At 68.7% G+C, this 14,881-nt stretch carries 14 protein-coding genes; 9 read left to right on the forward strand and 5 right to left on the reverse strand.

All coding sequences use genetic code 11. The annotated features are described in order from the left end of the window. The first annotated feature begins 63 nt into the window (after positions 1-63). Positions 64-1,305 carry a hypothetical protein gene (locus AB0L64_RS02345; RefSeq protein ID WP_363706870.1) on the forward strand — a complete coding sequence of 414 codons (1,242 nt, stop codon included), beginning with the start codon at positions 64-66 and terminating at the stop codon, positions 1,303-1,305. On the opposite strand, the gene AB0L64_RS02350 is transcribed toward AB0L64_RS02345, so the two are convergent. Both AB0L64_RS02350 and AB0L64_RS02355 read right to left on the reverse strand, forming a co-directional pair. Further along, the gene (locus AB0L64_RS02350; protein ID WP_363706872.1) at positions 1,302-3,365 is read right to left on the reverse strand and encodes a YhgE/Pip domain-containing protein; all 2,064 of its coding nucleotides are present in this window, start codon (positions 3,363-3,365) and stop codon (positions 1,302-1,304) included. The two genes, AB0L64_RS02345 and AB0L64_RS02350, sit on opposite strands and share 4 nt — an antisense overlap. Beyond that, on the reverse strand, positions 3,362-4,060 hold the full coding sequence (locus tag AB0L64_RS02355; protein WP_363706874.1) for a hypothetical protein: 699 nt from the start codon (positions 4,058-4,060) through the stop codon (positions 3,362-3,364). Before AB0L64_RS02355 ends, AB0L64_RS02350 begins: the two co-directional genes overlap by 4 nt. Positions 4,061-4,116: 56 nt before the next feature. Between AB0L64_RS02355 and AB0L64_RS02360 the strand changes: the two genes are divergently transcribed. Further along, positions 4,117-4,728: a TetR/AcrR family transcriptional regulator gene (locus tag AB0L64_RS02360; RefSeq protein WP_363706876.1), complete on the forward strand. Its 612-nt coding sequence runs from the start codon at positions 4,117-4,119 to the stop codon at positions 4,726-4,728. On the opposite strand, the gene AB0L64_RS02365 is transcribed toward AB0L64_RS02360, so the two are convergent. Together AB0L64_RS02365 and AB0L64_RS02370 are read right to left on the reverse strand one after the other, a co-directional pair. After that, entirely contained in the window at positions 4,709-6,175 is a 1,467-nt protein-coding gene (locus tag AB0L64_RS02365) for a molybdopterin-dependent oxidoreductase (protein ID WP_363706878.1), read from the reverse strand. The two genes, AB0L64_RS02360 and AB0L64_RS02365, sit on opposite strands and share 20 nt — an antisense overlap. A gap of 496 nt (positions 6,176-6,671) precedes the next feature. Continuing rightward, positions 6,672-7,052, reverse strand: a complete 381-nt coding sequence (locus tag AB0L64_RS02370; protein WP_355693484.1) for a MarR family transcriptional regulator — start codon at positions 7,050-7,052, stop codon at positions 6,672-6,674. A 367-nt stretch (positions 7,053-7,419) separates the two neighbouring features. On the opposite strand from AB0L64_RS02370, the gene AB0L64_RS02375 reads away from it, so the two are divergent. From AB0L64_RS02375 to AB0L64_RS02400, 6 genes are all read left to right on the forward strand, one after another. Then, a complete protein-coding gene (locus AB0L64_RS02375; RefSeq protein WP_363706881.1) occupies positions 7,420-8,436 on the forward strand; it encodes an ATP-binding cassette domain-containing protein in 1,017 nt (338 codons plus the stop codon). Then, entirely contained in the window at positions 8,433-9,239 is an 807-nt protein-coding gene (locus AB0L64_RS02380; protein ID WP_363706883.1) for an ABC-2 family transporter protein, read from the forward strand. Before AB0L64_RS02375 ends, AB0L64_RS02380 begins: the two co-directional genes overlap by 4 nt. Then, positions 9,232-10,041 carry an ABC-2 family transporter protein gene (locus tag AB0L64_RS02385; protein ID WP_363706885.1) on the forward strand — a complete coding sequence of 270 codons (810 nt, stop codon included), beginning with the start codon at positions 9,232-9,234 and terminating at the stop codon, positions 10,039-10,041. The genes AB0L64_RS02380 and AB0L64_RS02385 overlap by 8 nt, the downstream gene beginning before the upstream one ends. A 92-nt stretch (positions 10,042-10,133) precedes the next feature. Continuing rightward, positions 10,134-10,922, forward strand: coding sequence for a hypothetical protein (locus AB0L64_RS02390; protein WP_363706887.1), 789 nt, complete (start codon positions 10,134-10,136; stop codon positions 10,920-10,922). Between the two features lie 11 nt (positions 10,923-10,933). Beyond that, the gene (locus AB0L64_RS02395) at positions 10,934-12,277 is read left to right on the forward strand and encodes a hypothetical protein (RefSeq protein WP_363706889.1); all 1,344 of its coding nucleotides are present in this window, start codon (positions 10,934-10,936) and stop codon (positions 12,275-12,277) included. A gap of 91 nt (positions 12,278-12,368) precedes the next feature. After that, on the forward strand, positions 12,369-13,145 hold the full coding sequence (locus AB0L64_RS02400; RefSeq protein WP_363706891.1) for a metallophosphoesterase family protein: 777 nt from the start codon (positions 12,369-12,371) through the stop codon (positions 13,143-13,145). Between the two features lie 71 nt (positions 13,146-13,216). Here AB0L64_RS02400 and AB0L64_RS02405 read toward each other — a convergent pair whose 3' ends face one another. Beyond that, entirely contained in the window at positions 13,217-13,861 is a 645-nt protein-coding gene (locus tag AB0L64_RS02405) for a GNAT family N-acetyltransferase (protein WP_363706893.1), read from the reverse strand. A gap of 61 nt (positions 13,862-13,922) precedes the next feature. Between AB0L64_RS02405 and AB0L64_RS02410 the strand changes: the two genes are divergently transcribed. Further along, positions 13,923-14,849 carry a hydroxymethylglutaryl-CoA lyase gene (locus AB0L64_RS02410; protein WP_363706895.1) on the forward strand — a complete coding sequence of 309 codons (927 nt, stop codon included), beginning with the start codon at positions 13,923-13,925 and terminating at the stop codon, positions 14,847-14,849. The last annotated feature ends 32 nt before the right edge of the window (positions 14,850-14,881 follow it).

The raw sequence follows: 14,881 nt of genomic DNA on the forward strand, positions 1-14,881 counted from the left end.
GTTGACCGTATATCTTGGCAGGCATCGTCCGATCCGAGCCGGTACGACAGCTGGAGACTTCACGTGAACGAACTCCTTCTGGCCGCGACGTCCTTGGACGTCACGCCGCCGCCCGGCCACCGGCTCGACGGGTACGCCGCCCGCGCCGGACTCTCGACCGGCACCGCGGACCCGCTCCGCGCGACGCTGATCTGGTTGTCCACCAAGGACGATCCGGGCGTGCTGTGGCTTACGCTCGACGCCATCGCCGCCGGGAGCGTGCTCTCATCGGAGCTCGCGGCGGCCGCCGGAGCCGCCGCCGGCATCCCGCCGTCGCAGGTCGTGGTGTCCGCGTCGCACACGCACTCCGGGCCGTCCGGGTGGACCGGTGAGATCCATCCGGTGATCCCGGCCGAACGCGAATGTGTCCTGGTCGACTCGTTGGTCGGCGCGGTGCGCGGGGCCCGGCTGGAGCGGCAACCGGTGACGGCGAGTTGGCATTCGATCGAGGTCGTCGGCGTCGGGACCAACCGGCATCGCAAGAACGGTCCGCACGACAACACCGCCGGCATCCTTGCGTTGCACGGCGCCTCCGGCGCTCTCGAGGCGGTGCTGCTGGACTTCGCGTGCCACCCGACGACGTACGGCCCGGAGAACCTGCAGTACTCCGCCGACTGGCCCGGCGCCGCTCGTGCCGCCTTGGCTCCCGCTGTGGTGGGCTTTCTGCAAGGTGCGGCCGGTGACGTCAGTCCGCGCTTCACGCGCCAAGGTCGCGGCGCGGCCGAGGTCGCCCGGCTGGGTGGGTTGCTGGCCGCGCGTGTCCGTGAAGCTCTGGCCGGTCCGGGGCTCGCGCTACCGCAGTCGGCGCCAGCAGTCCGTCGGACCACTCTGACTTTGCCTGTGCGATCGATCCCGCCTGTGGACGAGTCCGAGAGGCTGGCGTCCGTTGTGGAGAGCCGGGTCAACACGGCCGACGACCCTTCGGGCCGCATCTCGCAGACCCGCTTGGACGGAGCCCGCGGCCAGGTCCTGATGGCCGCCGCGTCGCTCCCGCCGGCGCTGGATCTCAACATCAGCAGGGTCACCATGGGCGACGTCTGCTGGATCAATCTTCCGGTCGAGCTGTTCGCGGTCCACGGCGCCTGCCTCCAGTCCGACAGCATCTACCCCGTCACCCGGGTCGTCGGCTACACCGACGGCTACTACGGCTACGTGGTGGACCCGTCGGCCGCCGAGGCAGGCACCTACGAAGCCCTCATCACCTTCTTCGACCAACCGACGACCCACCAGCTCATCACCCAGACCGCGACCTTCGTGAACAGCTAGAGAGCCAGCTCTGGCTGAAGCTTCTTGGCCGGCCATACGCGCTGCTTGCGGGCGGCGAGGGTGGAAGCGGTGAGGGCGGCGGTGAACCAGAGGGCGAGGGCCAGGAGGTCTCCGCCGAGGGAGGCACCCGGGCCGCCGTACATCAAGTGGCGGACGCCGTCGATGGCGTAACTCATCGGCAGGGCGTGGTGGAAGAAGTACAGCGGCCCCGGAATCGTCTGCCACGGGAACGTGCCGCCGGCGCTGACCAGCTGGATGACCATCAGGACCAGGCCGAGGAACTTGCCCACAGCGCCGAACCACGCGGACAGCGCGTGCAGGATCGCGACGAAGGTGAACGACGTCAGGATCAGGAAGCCGACGGTCAGCCACGGGTGCGCGGCGTGGATGCCGAGGCCGAGGACGACGGCGACGAAGACCAGCGTGGCCTGGATCGCGCCGAACAGCGCAGGCGGCAACCAGCCGCCGAGCGCCAGCCGGAACGGCGACTGCAAGGCTGCGAGCGCTCGCGGTGACAGCGGCCGCACCAGCAGGAACAGCACGTACGCACCGATCCAGCAGGCAAGGCAGAGGAAGAACGGAGCCAGACCGGCGCCGTAGCTGTCGGCCGTGGCCTGCGAGACGTTCTGCAGCGTGACGGGTGCACCGAGAGTCTCGGCGACCGCCTTGCGCTGATCCGCTGACGGGTTGGGGATCTGCTTCACGCCCTTCTGCAGTCCGGTGTTCAGTTGCGTCGCACCGGTCTTCAGTTGACCCACACCGGTGGCCAGGCTGTTCACACCGGTCAGCAACTGCCCCTGCCCGGTCACGGCCTGCTTCTCTCCAGCAGCAAGCTTCTGTGCACCGGTCTGCAGGTTGCCCAGCCCGGTCTTGAGCTGGCTAGCGCCTGTGCTGAGCTGATGCGCCCCACTGGACGCCGTACGGATGCCGTTCGTCAGAGCCGGAGTCGCCTTGGCCAGAGCGGAAGCGCCGTTCGACACCTTCCGCGCCCCCGTGGCGAGCGTGTTGAGCTGCTTGGACGTCGACTGGATCTTGGTGTTCGCCTGTACGACGGGTGCGCGCAGCTTGGCCGTCTCGGTCAGCACCACGTTGATCTGGTGCTGGCTCAGTCCCTGGGCTCGCAAGCGCGCCGGCAGTTGGGTGTCGAAGGTCTTGAGGTCCTTCACCAGCGTGCTGGACGCGGTCGCCACCTGACGTCCCGCGCCGGCGATCTTCTCGTTGCCGTCAGCAACCTGATCCGCGCCGGCCGCCAGCTGCTTCGTCTGCTTCGGCAGCGCTGCGGTCTTCTCCTGCAACGTGTCCAGGCCGTTGTCGAGCTTTGCTGCGCCGGTCGCCAAGGATGACGCGCCCTGCGACGCCTGGGTCGCGCCGGTGGCCAGCTGTGTCGCGCCGGCAGAGAGCTGCTTCTGTGCGGTGTTGAGTTGCGACGCACCGGACTGCAGCTTCGCGACGCCGGTCGCAGCCGACGTCAACCCGTTCTGCAGCTTGGCGGCGCCGGCGGCTGCGGAACTCACGTTCTTGTGGATGGTGTTGTACCCGGCCAGCAACTGCGATGCCGCGGTCTCGCTGACCTGCGACGCGACCGTCTTCGTCACCTGCGCGACGACCTGGTTGGCGATCGTGTGCGCGATGTAGTTGTTGGCGTCGTTCGTCAGCAGCTCCAGCTCCGCCTGCCGCGGCGTGAATTCCGCACTCGACGCCAGGTCGGCCGAGAAGGTCTTCGGCAGCACCAGAGCGAACTCGTACTTGCCGTCGGACACCCCCTGGGTCGCGTCCGCACGGTCCACCTGGTGCCAGTCGAAGCTCTTCGACTGGACCAGTTCGTCGGCGACCTGCGGTCCCACGTTGAGCTTCTCGCCGGTCGCGAGCGTCGTACCCGCGTCCTCGACGACGACCGCGGTCGGGATCTTGTTCAGCCGACCGTACGGGTCGTGGTTCGCGTACAGGTACAGGCCGCCGTACAGCACGGGCACCAGCAGCAGCGCCACCACAGCCAGTTTGGGCAGCCGTCCGGCCGTCAGGCGCCGTAACTCACTCAGGGCCATCCGCAGCGCGGTCACGCCTCTGTCTCCACTTCTTCCTCGATTGGGGTGACTGGCTCCACCGGAGCGATCGGAGTGACCTGCACCGGGTCGGGCTGGTCCGTCTCACCCATCCGGGCGGCCTTGACGTCCAGCAACCGGGCCGACGCGTCAGAGCACGTGATGATCACGCCGTACCCCTGTGCCGCCAACCCGCGGCCCAGCTCGTACCAGCCGTGCGGATCGCCCCCGTGGCGATCCGGCATGGTCAGAATGACCACCTGTACGTCGGGGCGCGCCACCGTGAGCTCCGTGAGCAGTCTGGTGCGCACGGCGACCGGGAGGTGCTCGAACCGCTTGTCGGCGTGCTCTGCCGCGTCGTGCTCGTTCAGCCACTCCAGAACGGCCTTGCGCCCGGCCTTGCGACCCGCGATGGCCAACTCCTCGCCCACAACGGTCTGAACGGGCAGGGCGTCGTCCGGCTCGGTGATGCCCGGCGCGTCGACCACAGCAACGTGTCGTCGCAGCAGGGCCGACTCAGCCTTGCCGTCGAGGCGGACCGAACCGGTGTCGAGCTTGAGCCGCCCGGACAGACCGAGTGACGCTGCCACGTGGCCGGCGCCCGGATATCCGGTCAACAGCACGACCTGATGATCCGCGACCGACAGTGACGTGGCGTGCAGCATCGGCGCGTGCGGACCCCGCACGCTGATCCCGGTTGCCTCGAGCTCCATCCTGCATCCCCGTTCAATACGGTTGTGTATTCAATACAGAACTGTATCCTACTCCTATGGAAACGCCCAAGCGCCGCCGCTCCAACACCCGGGCCCGACTTCTCGAGGGAGCCCAGGAGGTGTTCGCTGAGCGCGGCTTCCACGGCGCGTCGGTGGAGGACATCTGCGAGCGGGCCGGATTCACCCGCGGCGCCTTCTACTCGAACTTCGGGTCCAAGGACGAGTTGGTGCTCGCGCTGTTCCAGGCCACGACCGACCGGCTGCTGGAGCAGATCGAGGCGCTGCTTCCCGAGCTCGCCACGCAGCCCGGCACGCTGCTCGACGCCGTACTGGGGCTGCTCGACGAGGCCGCGCCGGACCAACGGCAGTGGCACCTGATCTCGGCCGAGTTCACGCTGCACGCACTGCGCGACCCGGCGGCGGCCGAGGCGCTGAACAAGCAGCGTGCGATGTTCCGCACGAGTCTGACCGGACTGGTCGAGCAGATCGCCGAGGCCGGTGGGCTGGAGCTGACCGTTCCCGCTGAGCAGTTCGTCCGGATGGTGATCGCGCTGCACGAAGGGGCTCGCTCGCAGAGTCTGCTCGAGCCGCGGAAGGTGCCGGCCGGATCGCTCGAGCACACGTTCCTGCCGATGGTGCTGGACGCGGTCAGCCGACCTTCACGCTGACCGTGTGCAATCCGGTCGCGCCGTCCGGAGCCGGTGGCGCCGACGAATCGATCTGCGGATTGCCCTTCGCGTCGAACGCCCGGACCTGCAGCACGTGTGTGCCGCGCGGCGCGTTCCACGTCCAGTGCCACTGCCGCCAGGTGTCGATCGACGGGTCCGTGGCCAGCATGGCTTGTTGCCAAGGGCCCCCGTCGACCCGGACCTCGACCTTGGACACCCCGACGTGCTGGTCCCAGGCCACGCCGGCGACCGTCACCGGTCCCGGGTCGACCTTCTTCCCGAGCGGAGTGTCGATCCGCGACGACAACTTGATCGGGCCGAGCGCCGACCACCCGCGCGGCGTCCAGTACGCCTCGAACCGGTCGAACCGGGTGACCTCGATGTCCACCAGCCACTTCGTCGCCGACACGTAGCCGTACAGCCCCGGGACGACGATCCGCACCGGGAACCCGTGCTCGACCGGCAACGGCTCGCCGTTCATCGCGAACGCGAGCATCGCCTGCCGGTCGTCGAGCAACGTCGGCAGCGGCGTACCGGCGGTGAACCCGTCCTTCGACGTCGACTGGATCGCGTCCGCGTCCTGTGCCGGACCGGCCTCCTCGAGCAGATCCTTCAGCAGTACGCCGGACCACAACGCGTTGCCGATCAGGTCGCCGCCGACTTCGTTGCTCACGCATGTCAATGTGACCCACTTGTGGATGACCTGGCGCTTGAGCAGGTCGTCGAAGCTCAGGGTGAGCTCGCGGTCGACCATGCCGTGGATGCGCAGCTTCCAGTCTGCGGGCACGATCTGCGGCACCGAGAGGGCGGTGTCGATGCGGTAGAAGTCCTCGTTCGCGGTCGCCCACGGTACGGCGCCGTCGGCCTGGACGCCGGCGGGTGGTGCCAGGGTCGGTGGCTGCGGAAGGCGGAGCTGCTTGCGGGCGTCCGCCACGGCGGCGCGGTTCCCGCCGACGATCTTGCCCGCCGCGGCGACCGCGGCCGAGCCGAGGGCGACACCGGCCGACAACTGCAGGAAGCCGCGGCGACTGACGCCGTCGTCCGGGAAGTCGAGCAGCGGTTCGAGCCGGCGGCTGAAGAGTCTGAGGATGACCAAGGCGGTCACACCGGCAAGCGCCGACGGGAGGAACCCGGTCTGGCCGGAGTCGGCGCGGGTGACGGCTGCGGCGACCGCCACACCGGCGAGTGCGATCGTGATCAGAGCGCCGGCCCAGTATCGCCGTACGGCGAGAATCCCGCCGACCGCGGCGAGGGCCGCGACGACGATCAGGATGCCGACCCGGAGCGCGGTCTTGTCGTGCGTCCCGAACCAGGAGATCGCGAAATCCTTCATCCAGGGCGGCACCCGGTCGATGAACGCCGACCCGATCGCCACCACCGGCGTCTGCGGTGTCCCCAGAACGCCCGCTGTCACACTCCCGACGGCCAGCCCGGCAAGTGCAGCCAAAACCCCACCAAGCGCACCACGCCACCAAACGCCCCGCGCAGCTGCCCGAGCTCCGCCCCCACCTCCCGATCCACCGCCGGATCCACGAGCCGATCCGCCGCCTGATCCGCCGTCCGATGTGCGGGCCGACGCACCGTCCGAGGTGCGGGCAGATCCACGCACCGATCCACCGTCCGAGGGGCGGGCCGCTCCGCCGTCCGATGTGCGCGCTGATCCGCTGGTCGACTGATCGCCGGTTTCGCGGCCGACCTCACCCGCACCGCCCGGCGCGTAGGTAGGCCAGTCGCCGGGCTGGTTCCCGGGACCGCCGGAGCTGGCCGGCGCCGTACTTCCTCCGGGCCGGTCGACGCCGGCCTCGTGGGACCTGGTGCTGCCGGGTCGCGGCTGATCCGGGGGTTGTTTCACTTCTCAACCATTACGCGGCGGGGCGCCCGACACCAGTCGGGCGCCCCATCCGTTAGTCGCGGGTAATGCTCTTGTGTAGTTGTGAAGTCGGTCAGATCCGGTCGGGCGTGATCGGCCCGAGGCCCGGGCGGCCGTTCGGCCAGCGGCGGGCGTTGTCCCGGACTCGGCGGAGCTTGCCGAGGACGACGTCCCGCTCGTCGGCCAGCTGGGACATCCAGAGGCTGTCGATCTCGAGCAGGTGATCCGGCAGTGCTTCGCGCAGCCGCCGCTTGCCCTCCTCGGTCAGGACCGCGAACGAGCCGCGGGCGTCGTCAGGACAAGGCTCGCGGCGGACCAGGCCGAGGTTCTCGGCACGGTCGACCAGCCGGGTGATGCCGCCGGTGGTGACGGTCAACTCCCGGGCGAGGGAGGTCAGACGCTGCTTCTCACCGTGGCTGCGGGCAAGCCGCAGCAACAGTTCGAACATTGCCATTTGCAGTCCACTGCGCTTCAGAGAATGGCGCATCAGGTGATCCAGCTCTGCTGCTGCTTCTCGCAACAGGCCGTAGGCCGTCAGCACGTCGCTCTCCCAGGGTTCGGCAGCGCGAGTGGGTTCTGCATCGGCGAGCGCTAGGGGCGAGCAAAGCGAAGGCGCGATGGTCATGCGCGGACTCTATTAGCTGACTAGGTCACTTCGCTACACGGGGTGACCTCTCGGCTACAGATCGACCCCTAATCGTAAGTCTTCTGAGCGTAACGGACACTCTGTGGCGCATCTGGTCTAGAACGGTGAAATACAACCTGCGTCGCCGCCGGAACGGTGGGAGGATGACCGGACGCGCTCGCTGGGGAGGGTACGCATGGCGGTGATCGAGGCGGCCGAGCTGGTCAAGGAGTTCAGCAAACCGGCCGTCCTGGAAGGCCGGTTGCCGCGGCTGCGGGCGCTGTTCAGCACTCAGCGCGACATCACCCGCGCGGTGAACGGGGTGAACTTCGTGGTCGAGCCCGGCGAGCTCGTCGGGTATCTCGGGCCGAACGGCGCCGGCAAGTCGACCACGATCAAGATGCTCACCGGAATCCTCACCCCGACGTCCGGCGTCTGCCGGGTCGCCGGCCTGGAGCCGTCCCGGGACCGCGCCCGGAACGCCCGCAACATCGGCGTCGTGTTCGGCCAGCGAACCCAACTCTGGTACGACCTTCCCCTCCGGGATTCGTTCGAGGTCCTCGCAGATCTCTACGACCTCGATCGCTCGACCTACCGCAAGCGCGTCGGCCTCTTCACCGAACTGCTCGACCTCTCCGACTTCCTGGACACCCCGGTCCGCTCGCTGTCGCTCGGGCAGCGGATGCGCGGTGATCTGGTCGCCGCCATGCTGCACGAACCGTCGATCCTCTTCCTCGACGAGCCGACCGTCGGTCTGGACGTCGTGGCGAAGGCCCGGCTGACCGAGTTCATCGCCGAGACCAACCGGTCCGCCGGTACGACGGTGGTGCTGACCACGCACGACATGGACGACGTCGAGCGGCTCTGCCAGCGCATCATCGTGATCGACTCGGGCACGGTTCTGTACGACGGTGACCTGTCCCGGCTGAAGGAACGCTTCATGCCGTACCGCTTCCTCGTCCTCACGCTGGCCGAACGCAGCATCCGCCGCGTCGCCGACATCCCGTTCGCGACCGAGGTCGACACCGGCGCCGTCGGCACCGTCCTCCCGTACCCGGACCGCAGTGTCGTCCTGCGTTTCGACCCGCGCGAGATCACCACGCCCGAGCTGATCGCGCGGGCGTCGCAGGTGTACGAGGTGGACGAACTGTCCATCGTCGATCCACGGCTGACCGATGTGATCTCGCAGCTGTACGACGGCTTGCTGACGTGAGTACGGCGACGCAACTCAGGGCTTTCCGCGGGATGACCCGTGCCGGGACGCGATCCGTCCTGATCTACCGCGGCGACCTGATCACCGGCGCGGTCACGCTGGTCATCCAGGTCATCCTGGCGATCGCGGTCTGGCGGATCGTGTACTCCGGGCGCGGGCCGGTCGGCGGCATCGACGCCGGGACAGCGGTTGCCTATGCGGCGATTGCGGTCTGCCTGCAATCGGTGCTCCTTCCTTGGCAGTTCTCGTCGTTGCCGATGCGGATCCGCAACGGGCAGATCGCGACCGACCTGACGCGGCCGCTCGGCCTGATGTGGCAGGTCTTCGGGCAGAACCTCGGCGTCCTGCTCGGCCGGCTGCCCCTCGGCGCGATCGGCCTCGCGGCCGCCGCGGTCCTCGGTGCGCTGACGGTTCCGCTCGGCTGGGCTGCGGGACTCCTCTCGGTCGTCGCGACGGTCGGCGGCGTCGTGGTCGCGATGCTGTGCAACCTGATCGTGTCGATGGTGACGTTCTGGACGTTCGAGGTCAGTGGGCCGTTGATCGTGTACCGGTTCGGGAGCGCGTTCCTGGCGGGGTCGTTGATTCCGTTGTGGTTCATGCCCGGGTGGTTGCGGGCGTCGGTCGAATGGCTGCCCTTCCAGGCACAGGTGTACACACCCGTATCGATCTATCTCGGTCAGACGCGAGGCGGTGAGGCGCTGGCGCTGGTCGCCGTACAGCTCGCGTGGGTGGTCGTGCTGGTCGTCGTACTCGAGCTGGTGTGGCGGCGAGCGCGCTACCGGGTGGTGGTGCAGGGTGGCTGAGCAGACGTGGTTCCGCCAGTACGTCATCCTCGAACGCGCCGCGTTGCGGGCGCAGCTGCAGTACCGCGTGAACTTCTGGACCACGCTGATGGGCGGGGTCGCCTACCAGGGCACGCAGTTGCTGTTCCTCGGTGTCCTCCTCGGGAAGTTCGGTCTGATCGGGGGCTGGGGTTTCCCCGAGGTCGCGTTCGTGTTCGCGATGCGGCTCGCGTCGCACGCCTTGTACGTCGTCCCGTTCGGATCGCTGCGGTTGCTCGACGAGATGGTCCGCGACGGCGAGTTCGACCGGGTCCTGTTGCGTCCGGTGAACCCGTTCCTGCAGTTGGTCACGCGGTGGTTCCCGCTGATGTCGCTCGGCGACGCGTTGCTGGGCGCGGGTGCGCTGATCATCTTCAGCTGGCACGCGCCGATCGACTGGACCGGGGCGAAGGTCGTCTACCTGCTGCTCGCGGTCGTCGGCGGCGGCCTGGTCGAAACCGGGATCCAGACCTTCTTCTGCGGCCTCTCCTTCGTCGCCACCTCCACGTTCTCCCTCCGGATCTTCGCCGACACCTCGATCACCCAGTTCTCCGGCTACCCGCTGACCATGTTCGGCCGGGGCGTCTTATACGCCTTCTGCACGCTCGTCCCGATGGCCTTCATCTCCTTCCTCCCGGCGACCGTCCTCCTCGGCCGCACCGCCGACGTCCCGCTTCCCACCTGGCTGACCTTCCTCTCCCCGCTCGCCGGCGCCGTGGTCTTCGTCCTGGGCTACTCCTTCTTCACCAAGATGATGCCGAGATACACGAGCCCCGGGAGCTGACTCTTCGGGCCTGTGGATAACTTCCGCGGCGGTCCGGCATTTTTTGCGAGCCTTGTTCCGTGAGGTTGGGAACCAATGGAACGGGGAGTCGGATGAGCAAGGACCAGGACGAGAAGTCGCCGTACGGGGCCGGTTTCATCGCGGCCTGCATCGTCGTCGGCGCGGTGCTGATCTGCGGTGTCGTCATCATCTTCGCGGGCGGTCACGACGCCACTCCGGCGAGCGCCGCGGCCCAACCGGTCACCGCGTCCTCGGCTCAGCCCACCGACGATCCGGCATCCGCGCCTGCCACGTCAGGCGCGCCGGCGCCCGAGTCCAGCGGCGCAGGCAGCCAGGGGCGGACGAGCGTCTGCGGCCTTCCCGCTGGTGACCAAGCTCTTCCGTCGGCGGTGCCGACGGCCGACGGCTGGGACGTCAGCCGACGCGTCATCGTGCCGCGCTCCTCGACGTACGGGCCGGGCAAGACCGACACCGACGGCTTCCGGCACTGCTTCGCGCACTCGCCGACCGGCGCGGTCTACGCGGCGTACAACGCGATCGCGGCCATAGCGGACCAGAGCAAGCTCGTCCCGACGGTGAAGAAGCTGATGGTCCCGGGAACGGCGACCGACAGCCTGCTCCGCCAGGTCGCCACGACGGAACCTTCGGGCGACCCCTCGACCGTCCAGGTCGCCGGCTACCGGATCATCGACGCCGGTCAGGACCGCGTGACCGTCATGCTCGCGATGCCCGTCGAGTCCGTGTACATGAGCGCCAACCTGACGCTGGTCTGGCACCACGGCGACTGGCGCCTCCAGCCCCCACCACCCGGCGAGCCTGTCGGCGCCCCCTTCTCCCAACACCGTGACCTCGGCGACTTCGTGAAGTGGAGTGGTATCTGATGTGCTCCCCGATGGACATGAAGTGCCACGTGGTGGACGGCGTGCAGTCCGTCGCCAGCAGTTGGATCGACACCGCCAACCGGACCTCGACGGAGTTCTTCTCCACGATCCTGAATTCGCTGGCGACCTTCTGGGTCAAGCCGAAGACCCCGGTCCAGCTCGCCACCAGCGTTGACGACGGGCAGACCTGGACCGACACCAAGACCGTCGCGTTCGTGCACGGTCAGACGCTCAAGCTGACCCTCGGGATCCTCACCGTTGCGATCGTCATCGCCGGAATGCGGATGGCGTGGGAGCAACGAGCGAAGCCGCTCCAGGAGTTGCTCAAGGCGCTACTGACCTTCATCGTCGTCTCCGGAGCCGGGACGGCCGCGATCCAGCTCCTGATCACCGCGTCGGACGACTTCGCCGTCAAGGTCGTGAACGCCGCCATCGGAGGCGAATCGTTCTCGTCGACGATCCACAACATGATGATCAGCCCGTCCGACTACGGCGGTGGTTCGGGGATCACGTCCGCTCTGATGCTGATACTCCTCGGGCAGATGGCGGCGTGGGCGTCACTGATCCAGATCGTGTTGATGCTGATTCGATCGGCGATCCTGGTGCTGCTCGGTGCGACGCTGCCTCTCGCGGCGGCGGCGACCAACACCGAGGTCGGCAGAGCGTGGTTGAAGAAGTACTGCGCGTGGACCCTGGGCTTCATCGCCTACAAGCCGGCCGCGGCTCTCATCTACGCGGCCGCCATCAAGCTGAAGGACGACCAGATGCTCGGCTCTGACACCGGTCTGATGAAGTCGCTCACCGCCTTGATGATGATGCTCCTCGCGATCCTCGCCCTGCCGGCCCTTCTGCGCCTCGCCGTGCCGGTCACTGCGGCTGTCGCGGGCGGCGCGGCAGGGATGGGCAGTACAGGTCCTGACATGAGCTCGTTACCGAGTGGCGCGATCAACGTCGGCTCATCCGGCGGCGCGCAGGGGAGCGGACACAGTGCGGCGACGTCCAGTGGCGCGGGAGCATCCGGGGCTGGTGCGTCGGGAGCTGGGGCGACCGGGGCGGCGACCACTGGGGCGAAGGCTGCGGGTGGTGCGGCGTTGGGGCCGGCGGGTGTTGCTGCTGCCGCAGCGCGCAAGGCTGCCGGGGCCTTCGCGGGGGCGGCGGCGCACTCTGCGGGAGAAGCGGGCGGCGGCAGTTCCGGGGCCTCCATGCCCCGATCGAGTGGCAGCCGTCCATCCGGCGGCGGTCGCGCGAACAGCCGAAACGCCGGCGGCCGGACCTACCCGTCCGCGCCGCACCCCAGCCCCAAGGTCCCGGCCGGCGCCACTACCGGAGACGCTGGTCCCTCCGGCGGCTGGTGACTCCGACGGCACGCGGTCCGCACAGCACTCGGGCTTGCGTCGCCCGTCGCGCGAGGCGCGTGCGGTCCGGGCGGATGAAAGCATGGCGCGCATGGATCGAATTGCGCTGATCTCCGATGTGCACGGGAACCTGACGGCGTTGGAGGCGGTGCTGGCGGATCTTGGGGAGCGCGGGATCGGGCGGGTGTTCAACCTCGGGGACTACGTGGGGAAGGGGCCGCGCGGGCAGGCTGTGGTGGATCGGTGTCGTGAGGTCTGCGAGGTGAACATCCTGGGGAACTGGGACGACTTCCTGCCTGATCCCGAGCGGTCCGAGGACAGCGAAGGGCTGCGGTGGTGGAAGAACGAGTTGCGGGAGGACCAGTGGGCATGGTTGCGCGGGCTGCCGTTCTGCCATGACTTCCTGCTGAGCGGGCGGCAGGTGCGGTTGTTCCACGCGTCGTCGACGAGCGTTCACCATCGGATCGTGTTCGATCACGACGAAGCGCAGTACGCGAGCTTCTTCGAGAACACGCCGGCGACCGGAGACGGGCCGCTGCCGGTGATCGTTGGGTACGCCGACATCCACGACCCGTTCTACGAGGAGGACCGTGGGCGGACGCTCTTCAACACCGGCTCGGTCGGCAACAGCCTCGGTGACCCGACGCCCGGGTACGTGATCCTCGAAGGGGTCCTGGGGTCACCCGACCCGGCGCCGTACTCGATCCAGTTCGTCCGGGTTCCGTACGACGCGCACGCCGAGCTGGCGTTGGCGCGCGACCTCGGGATGCCGGAGCTCGACGGCTACGAGGCGGAGATCATCCGCGGTGTCTACCGCACGACCTTCTACGCCGGCCGCGATCCCCGATACCACCGCCGACCGGCCTGAACGCGGTTGCCCCCAGGGTTATCCACAGCTGTGCATTGGGTGCTTTCAGCAACGACCTGTTCACCCGCTGGTCACTTCACCAGCAGGGCTTCGGATCCCACAGGCTTGTAGCCGGCCGCGAGGAAGGTGCGCAGCGACGCGGCGTTGCCCGGCGTGACCTGGGCCCAGATCGACGCGTCCGGCGCGATCAACGCCCGGGCGGCCGTCGCGAGCCGTCGGCCGTACCCGTGACCGCGGGCGTCCGGCGGCACCTCGATCGCGCACTCCAGCCGCTCGGCCAGGCCGCGGCCGGTCACCACGAGCCCGCCGTACGCATCGGCGTACACCCGGACGTCGTCGCGGTACCGCCAGGCGCGTTCGACCCGCGGGTGGTCGTGGTCCGCGCGTTCGGTCAGCCCGGCCGTCGCGGCGGCGCGCTCGGCCGGGTCGGCGAGGGCCGGGGCGAGCAGCATCGCGTCGATCGCGTTGACCCGGCGGCCGGTGAACTCCTCGAGCGCCGCGAGGAACGGCGGGTTCGTCGGCGCGGACAGATCGCCGGCCGGGATTCGCTCCGCGACCCATTCCGGATCGACGTCCGCGGCGATGACGATGTGGCCCGTGAAGGCGACCACGCACGACTCCCGGTGCGACGGCGCGGGGACGACGGTGAGCCCGAGATCCGGGGGCGGGAACACGCCGCGCTCGACGCCCCGCAGAATGGCAGCAAGAGATGTCATCACGAGCATTGTCGCGGAGATCCCGGGCACGCTCGACGACGCCCTCCGAGGAGGCAGCAGGATGCGCAAACCGCAGCTGGTGAAGGCCGAGGGACTGCCCGAGCGGGTCACCATCTACGAGGTCGGGCCGCGGGACGGGTTGCAGAACGAGTCGGCGGTCGTCGACGTCGCGGTCAAGGCCGAGTTCATCCGGCGACTGGTCGAGGCGGGGCTGACGACGGTCGAGACGACGAGTTTCGTGCACCCGAAGTGGGTCCCGCAGCTGGCCGACGCTGCCGAGTTGCTCGACCAGCTGGAGCTGCCGGAGGGGGTCCGCGCGCCGGTCCTGGTGCCGAACGAGCGCGGCCTCGACCGTGCACTCGCGGCCGGGGTCCGGGAGATCGCGATCTTCGCGAGCGCGACCGAGACGTTCGCGGCGAAGAACCTCAACTCCACACTCGACGACCAGTTCGCGATGTTCACGCCGACGATCCAGCGCGCGCTCGCCGAGGGTCTGGCGGTGCGCGGGTACGTGTCGATGTGTTACGGCGATCCGTGGGAGGGCGACGTGCCGATCGACCAGGTGGTCAAGGTCGGCGCACGGCTGGCCGAACTGGGGTGCCACGAGTTGTCGCTGGGCGACACGATCGGCGTCGCAACACCGGGTCAGGTCGTCGCGCTGATCGGGGCGTTCGGTGCGGCCGGGGTCGGTGTGGACAAGCTCGCGGTGCACTTCCACGACACATACGGTCAGGCGCTCGCCAACACACTCACCGCGCTCCGTGAGGGCGTGACCACGGTCGACAGCTCCGCGGGCGGCCTGGGCGGCTGCCCGTACGCCGAGAGCGCGACCGGCAACCTCGCCACCGAGGACCTCCTCTGGCAACTCGACGGCCTCGGCATCGAGACCGGCGTCGACCTCGAGAAACTCGTCACCACCAGCACCTGGATGGCCACCCAACTAGCCAAACCGTCTCCAAGCCGCGTGGTCCAGGCCCTCGCAGGCTGACGCGAGCCGGGAACTGTCGGTGGGGCGGGTGA

This window comes from Kribbella sp. NPDC051936, assembly GCF_040680955.1.
In the GTDB taxonomy this organism is placed as follows: Bacteria; Actinomycetota; Actinomycetes; order Propionibacteriales; family Kribbellaceae; genus Kribbella.

Excerpts from the sequence above, each read along its gene's own strand:
- AB0L64_RS02355 (WP_363706874.1), bottom strand. The coding sequence starts at position 4,060 with ATGGAGCTCGAGGCAACCGGGATCAGCGTGCGGGGTCCGCACGCGCCG.
- AB0L64_RS02360 (WP_363706876.1), top strand. The coding sequence starts at position 4,117 with ATGGAAACGCCCAAGCGCCGCCGCTCCAACACCCGGGCCCGACTTCTC.
- AB0L64_RS02370 (WP_355693484.1), bottom strand. The coding sequence starts at position 7,052 with ATGGCAATGTTCGAACTGTTGCTGCGGCTTGCCCGCAGCCACGGTGAG.
- AB0L64_RS02375 (WP_363706881.1), top strand. The coding sequence starts at position 7,420 with ATGGCGGTGATCGAGGCGGCCGAGCTGGTCAAGGAGTTCAGCAAACCG.
- AB0L64_RS02390 (WP_363706887.1), top strand. The coding sequence starts at position 10,134 with ATGAGCAAGGACCAGGACGAGAAGTCGCCGTACGGGGCCGGTTTCATC.
- AB0L64_RS02395 (WP_363706889.1), top strand. The coding sequence starts at position 10,934 with ATGGACATGAAGTGCCACGTGGTGGACGGCGTGCAGTCCGTCGCCAGC.
- AB0L64_RS02400 (WP_363706891.1), top strand. The coding sequence starts at position 12,369 with ATGGATCGAATTGCGCTGATCTCCGATGTGCACGGGAACCTGACGGCG.
- AB0L64_RS02405 (WP_363706893.1), bottom strand. The coding sequence starts at position 13,861 with ATGACATCTCTTGCTGCCATTCTGCGGGGCGTCGAGCGCGGCGTGTTC.
- AB0L64_RS02410 (WP_363706895.1), top strand. The coding sequence starts at position 13,923 with ATGCGCAAACCGCAGCTGGTGAAGGCCGAGGGACTGCCCGAGCGGGTC.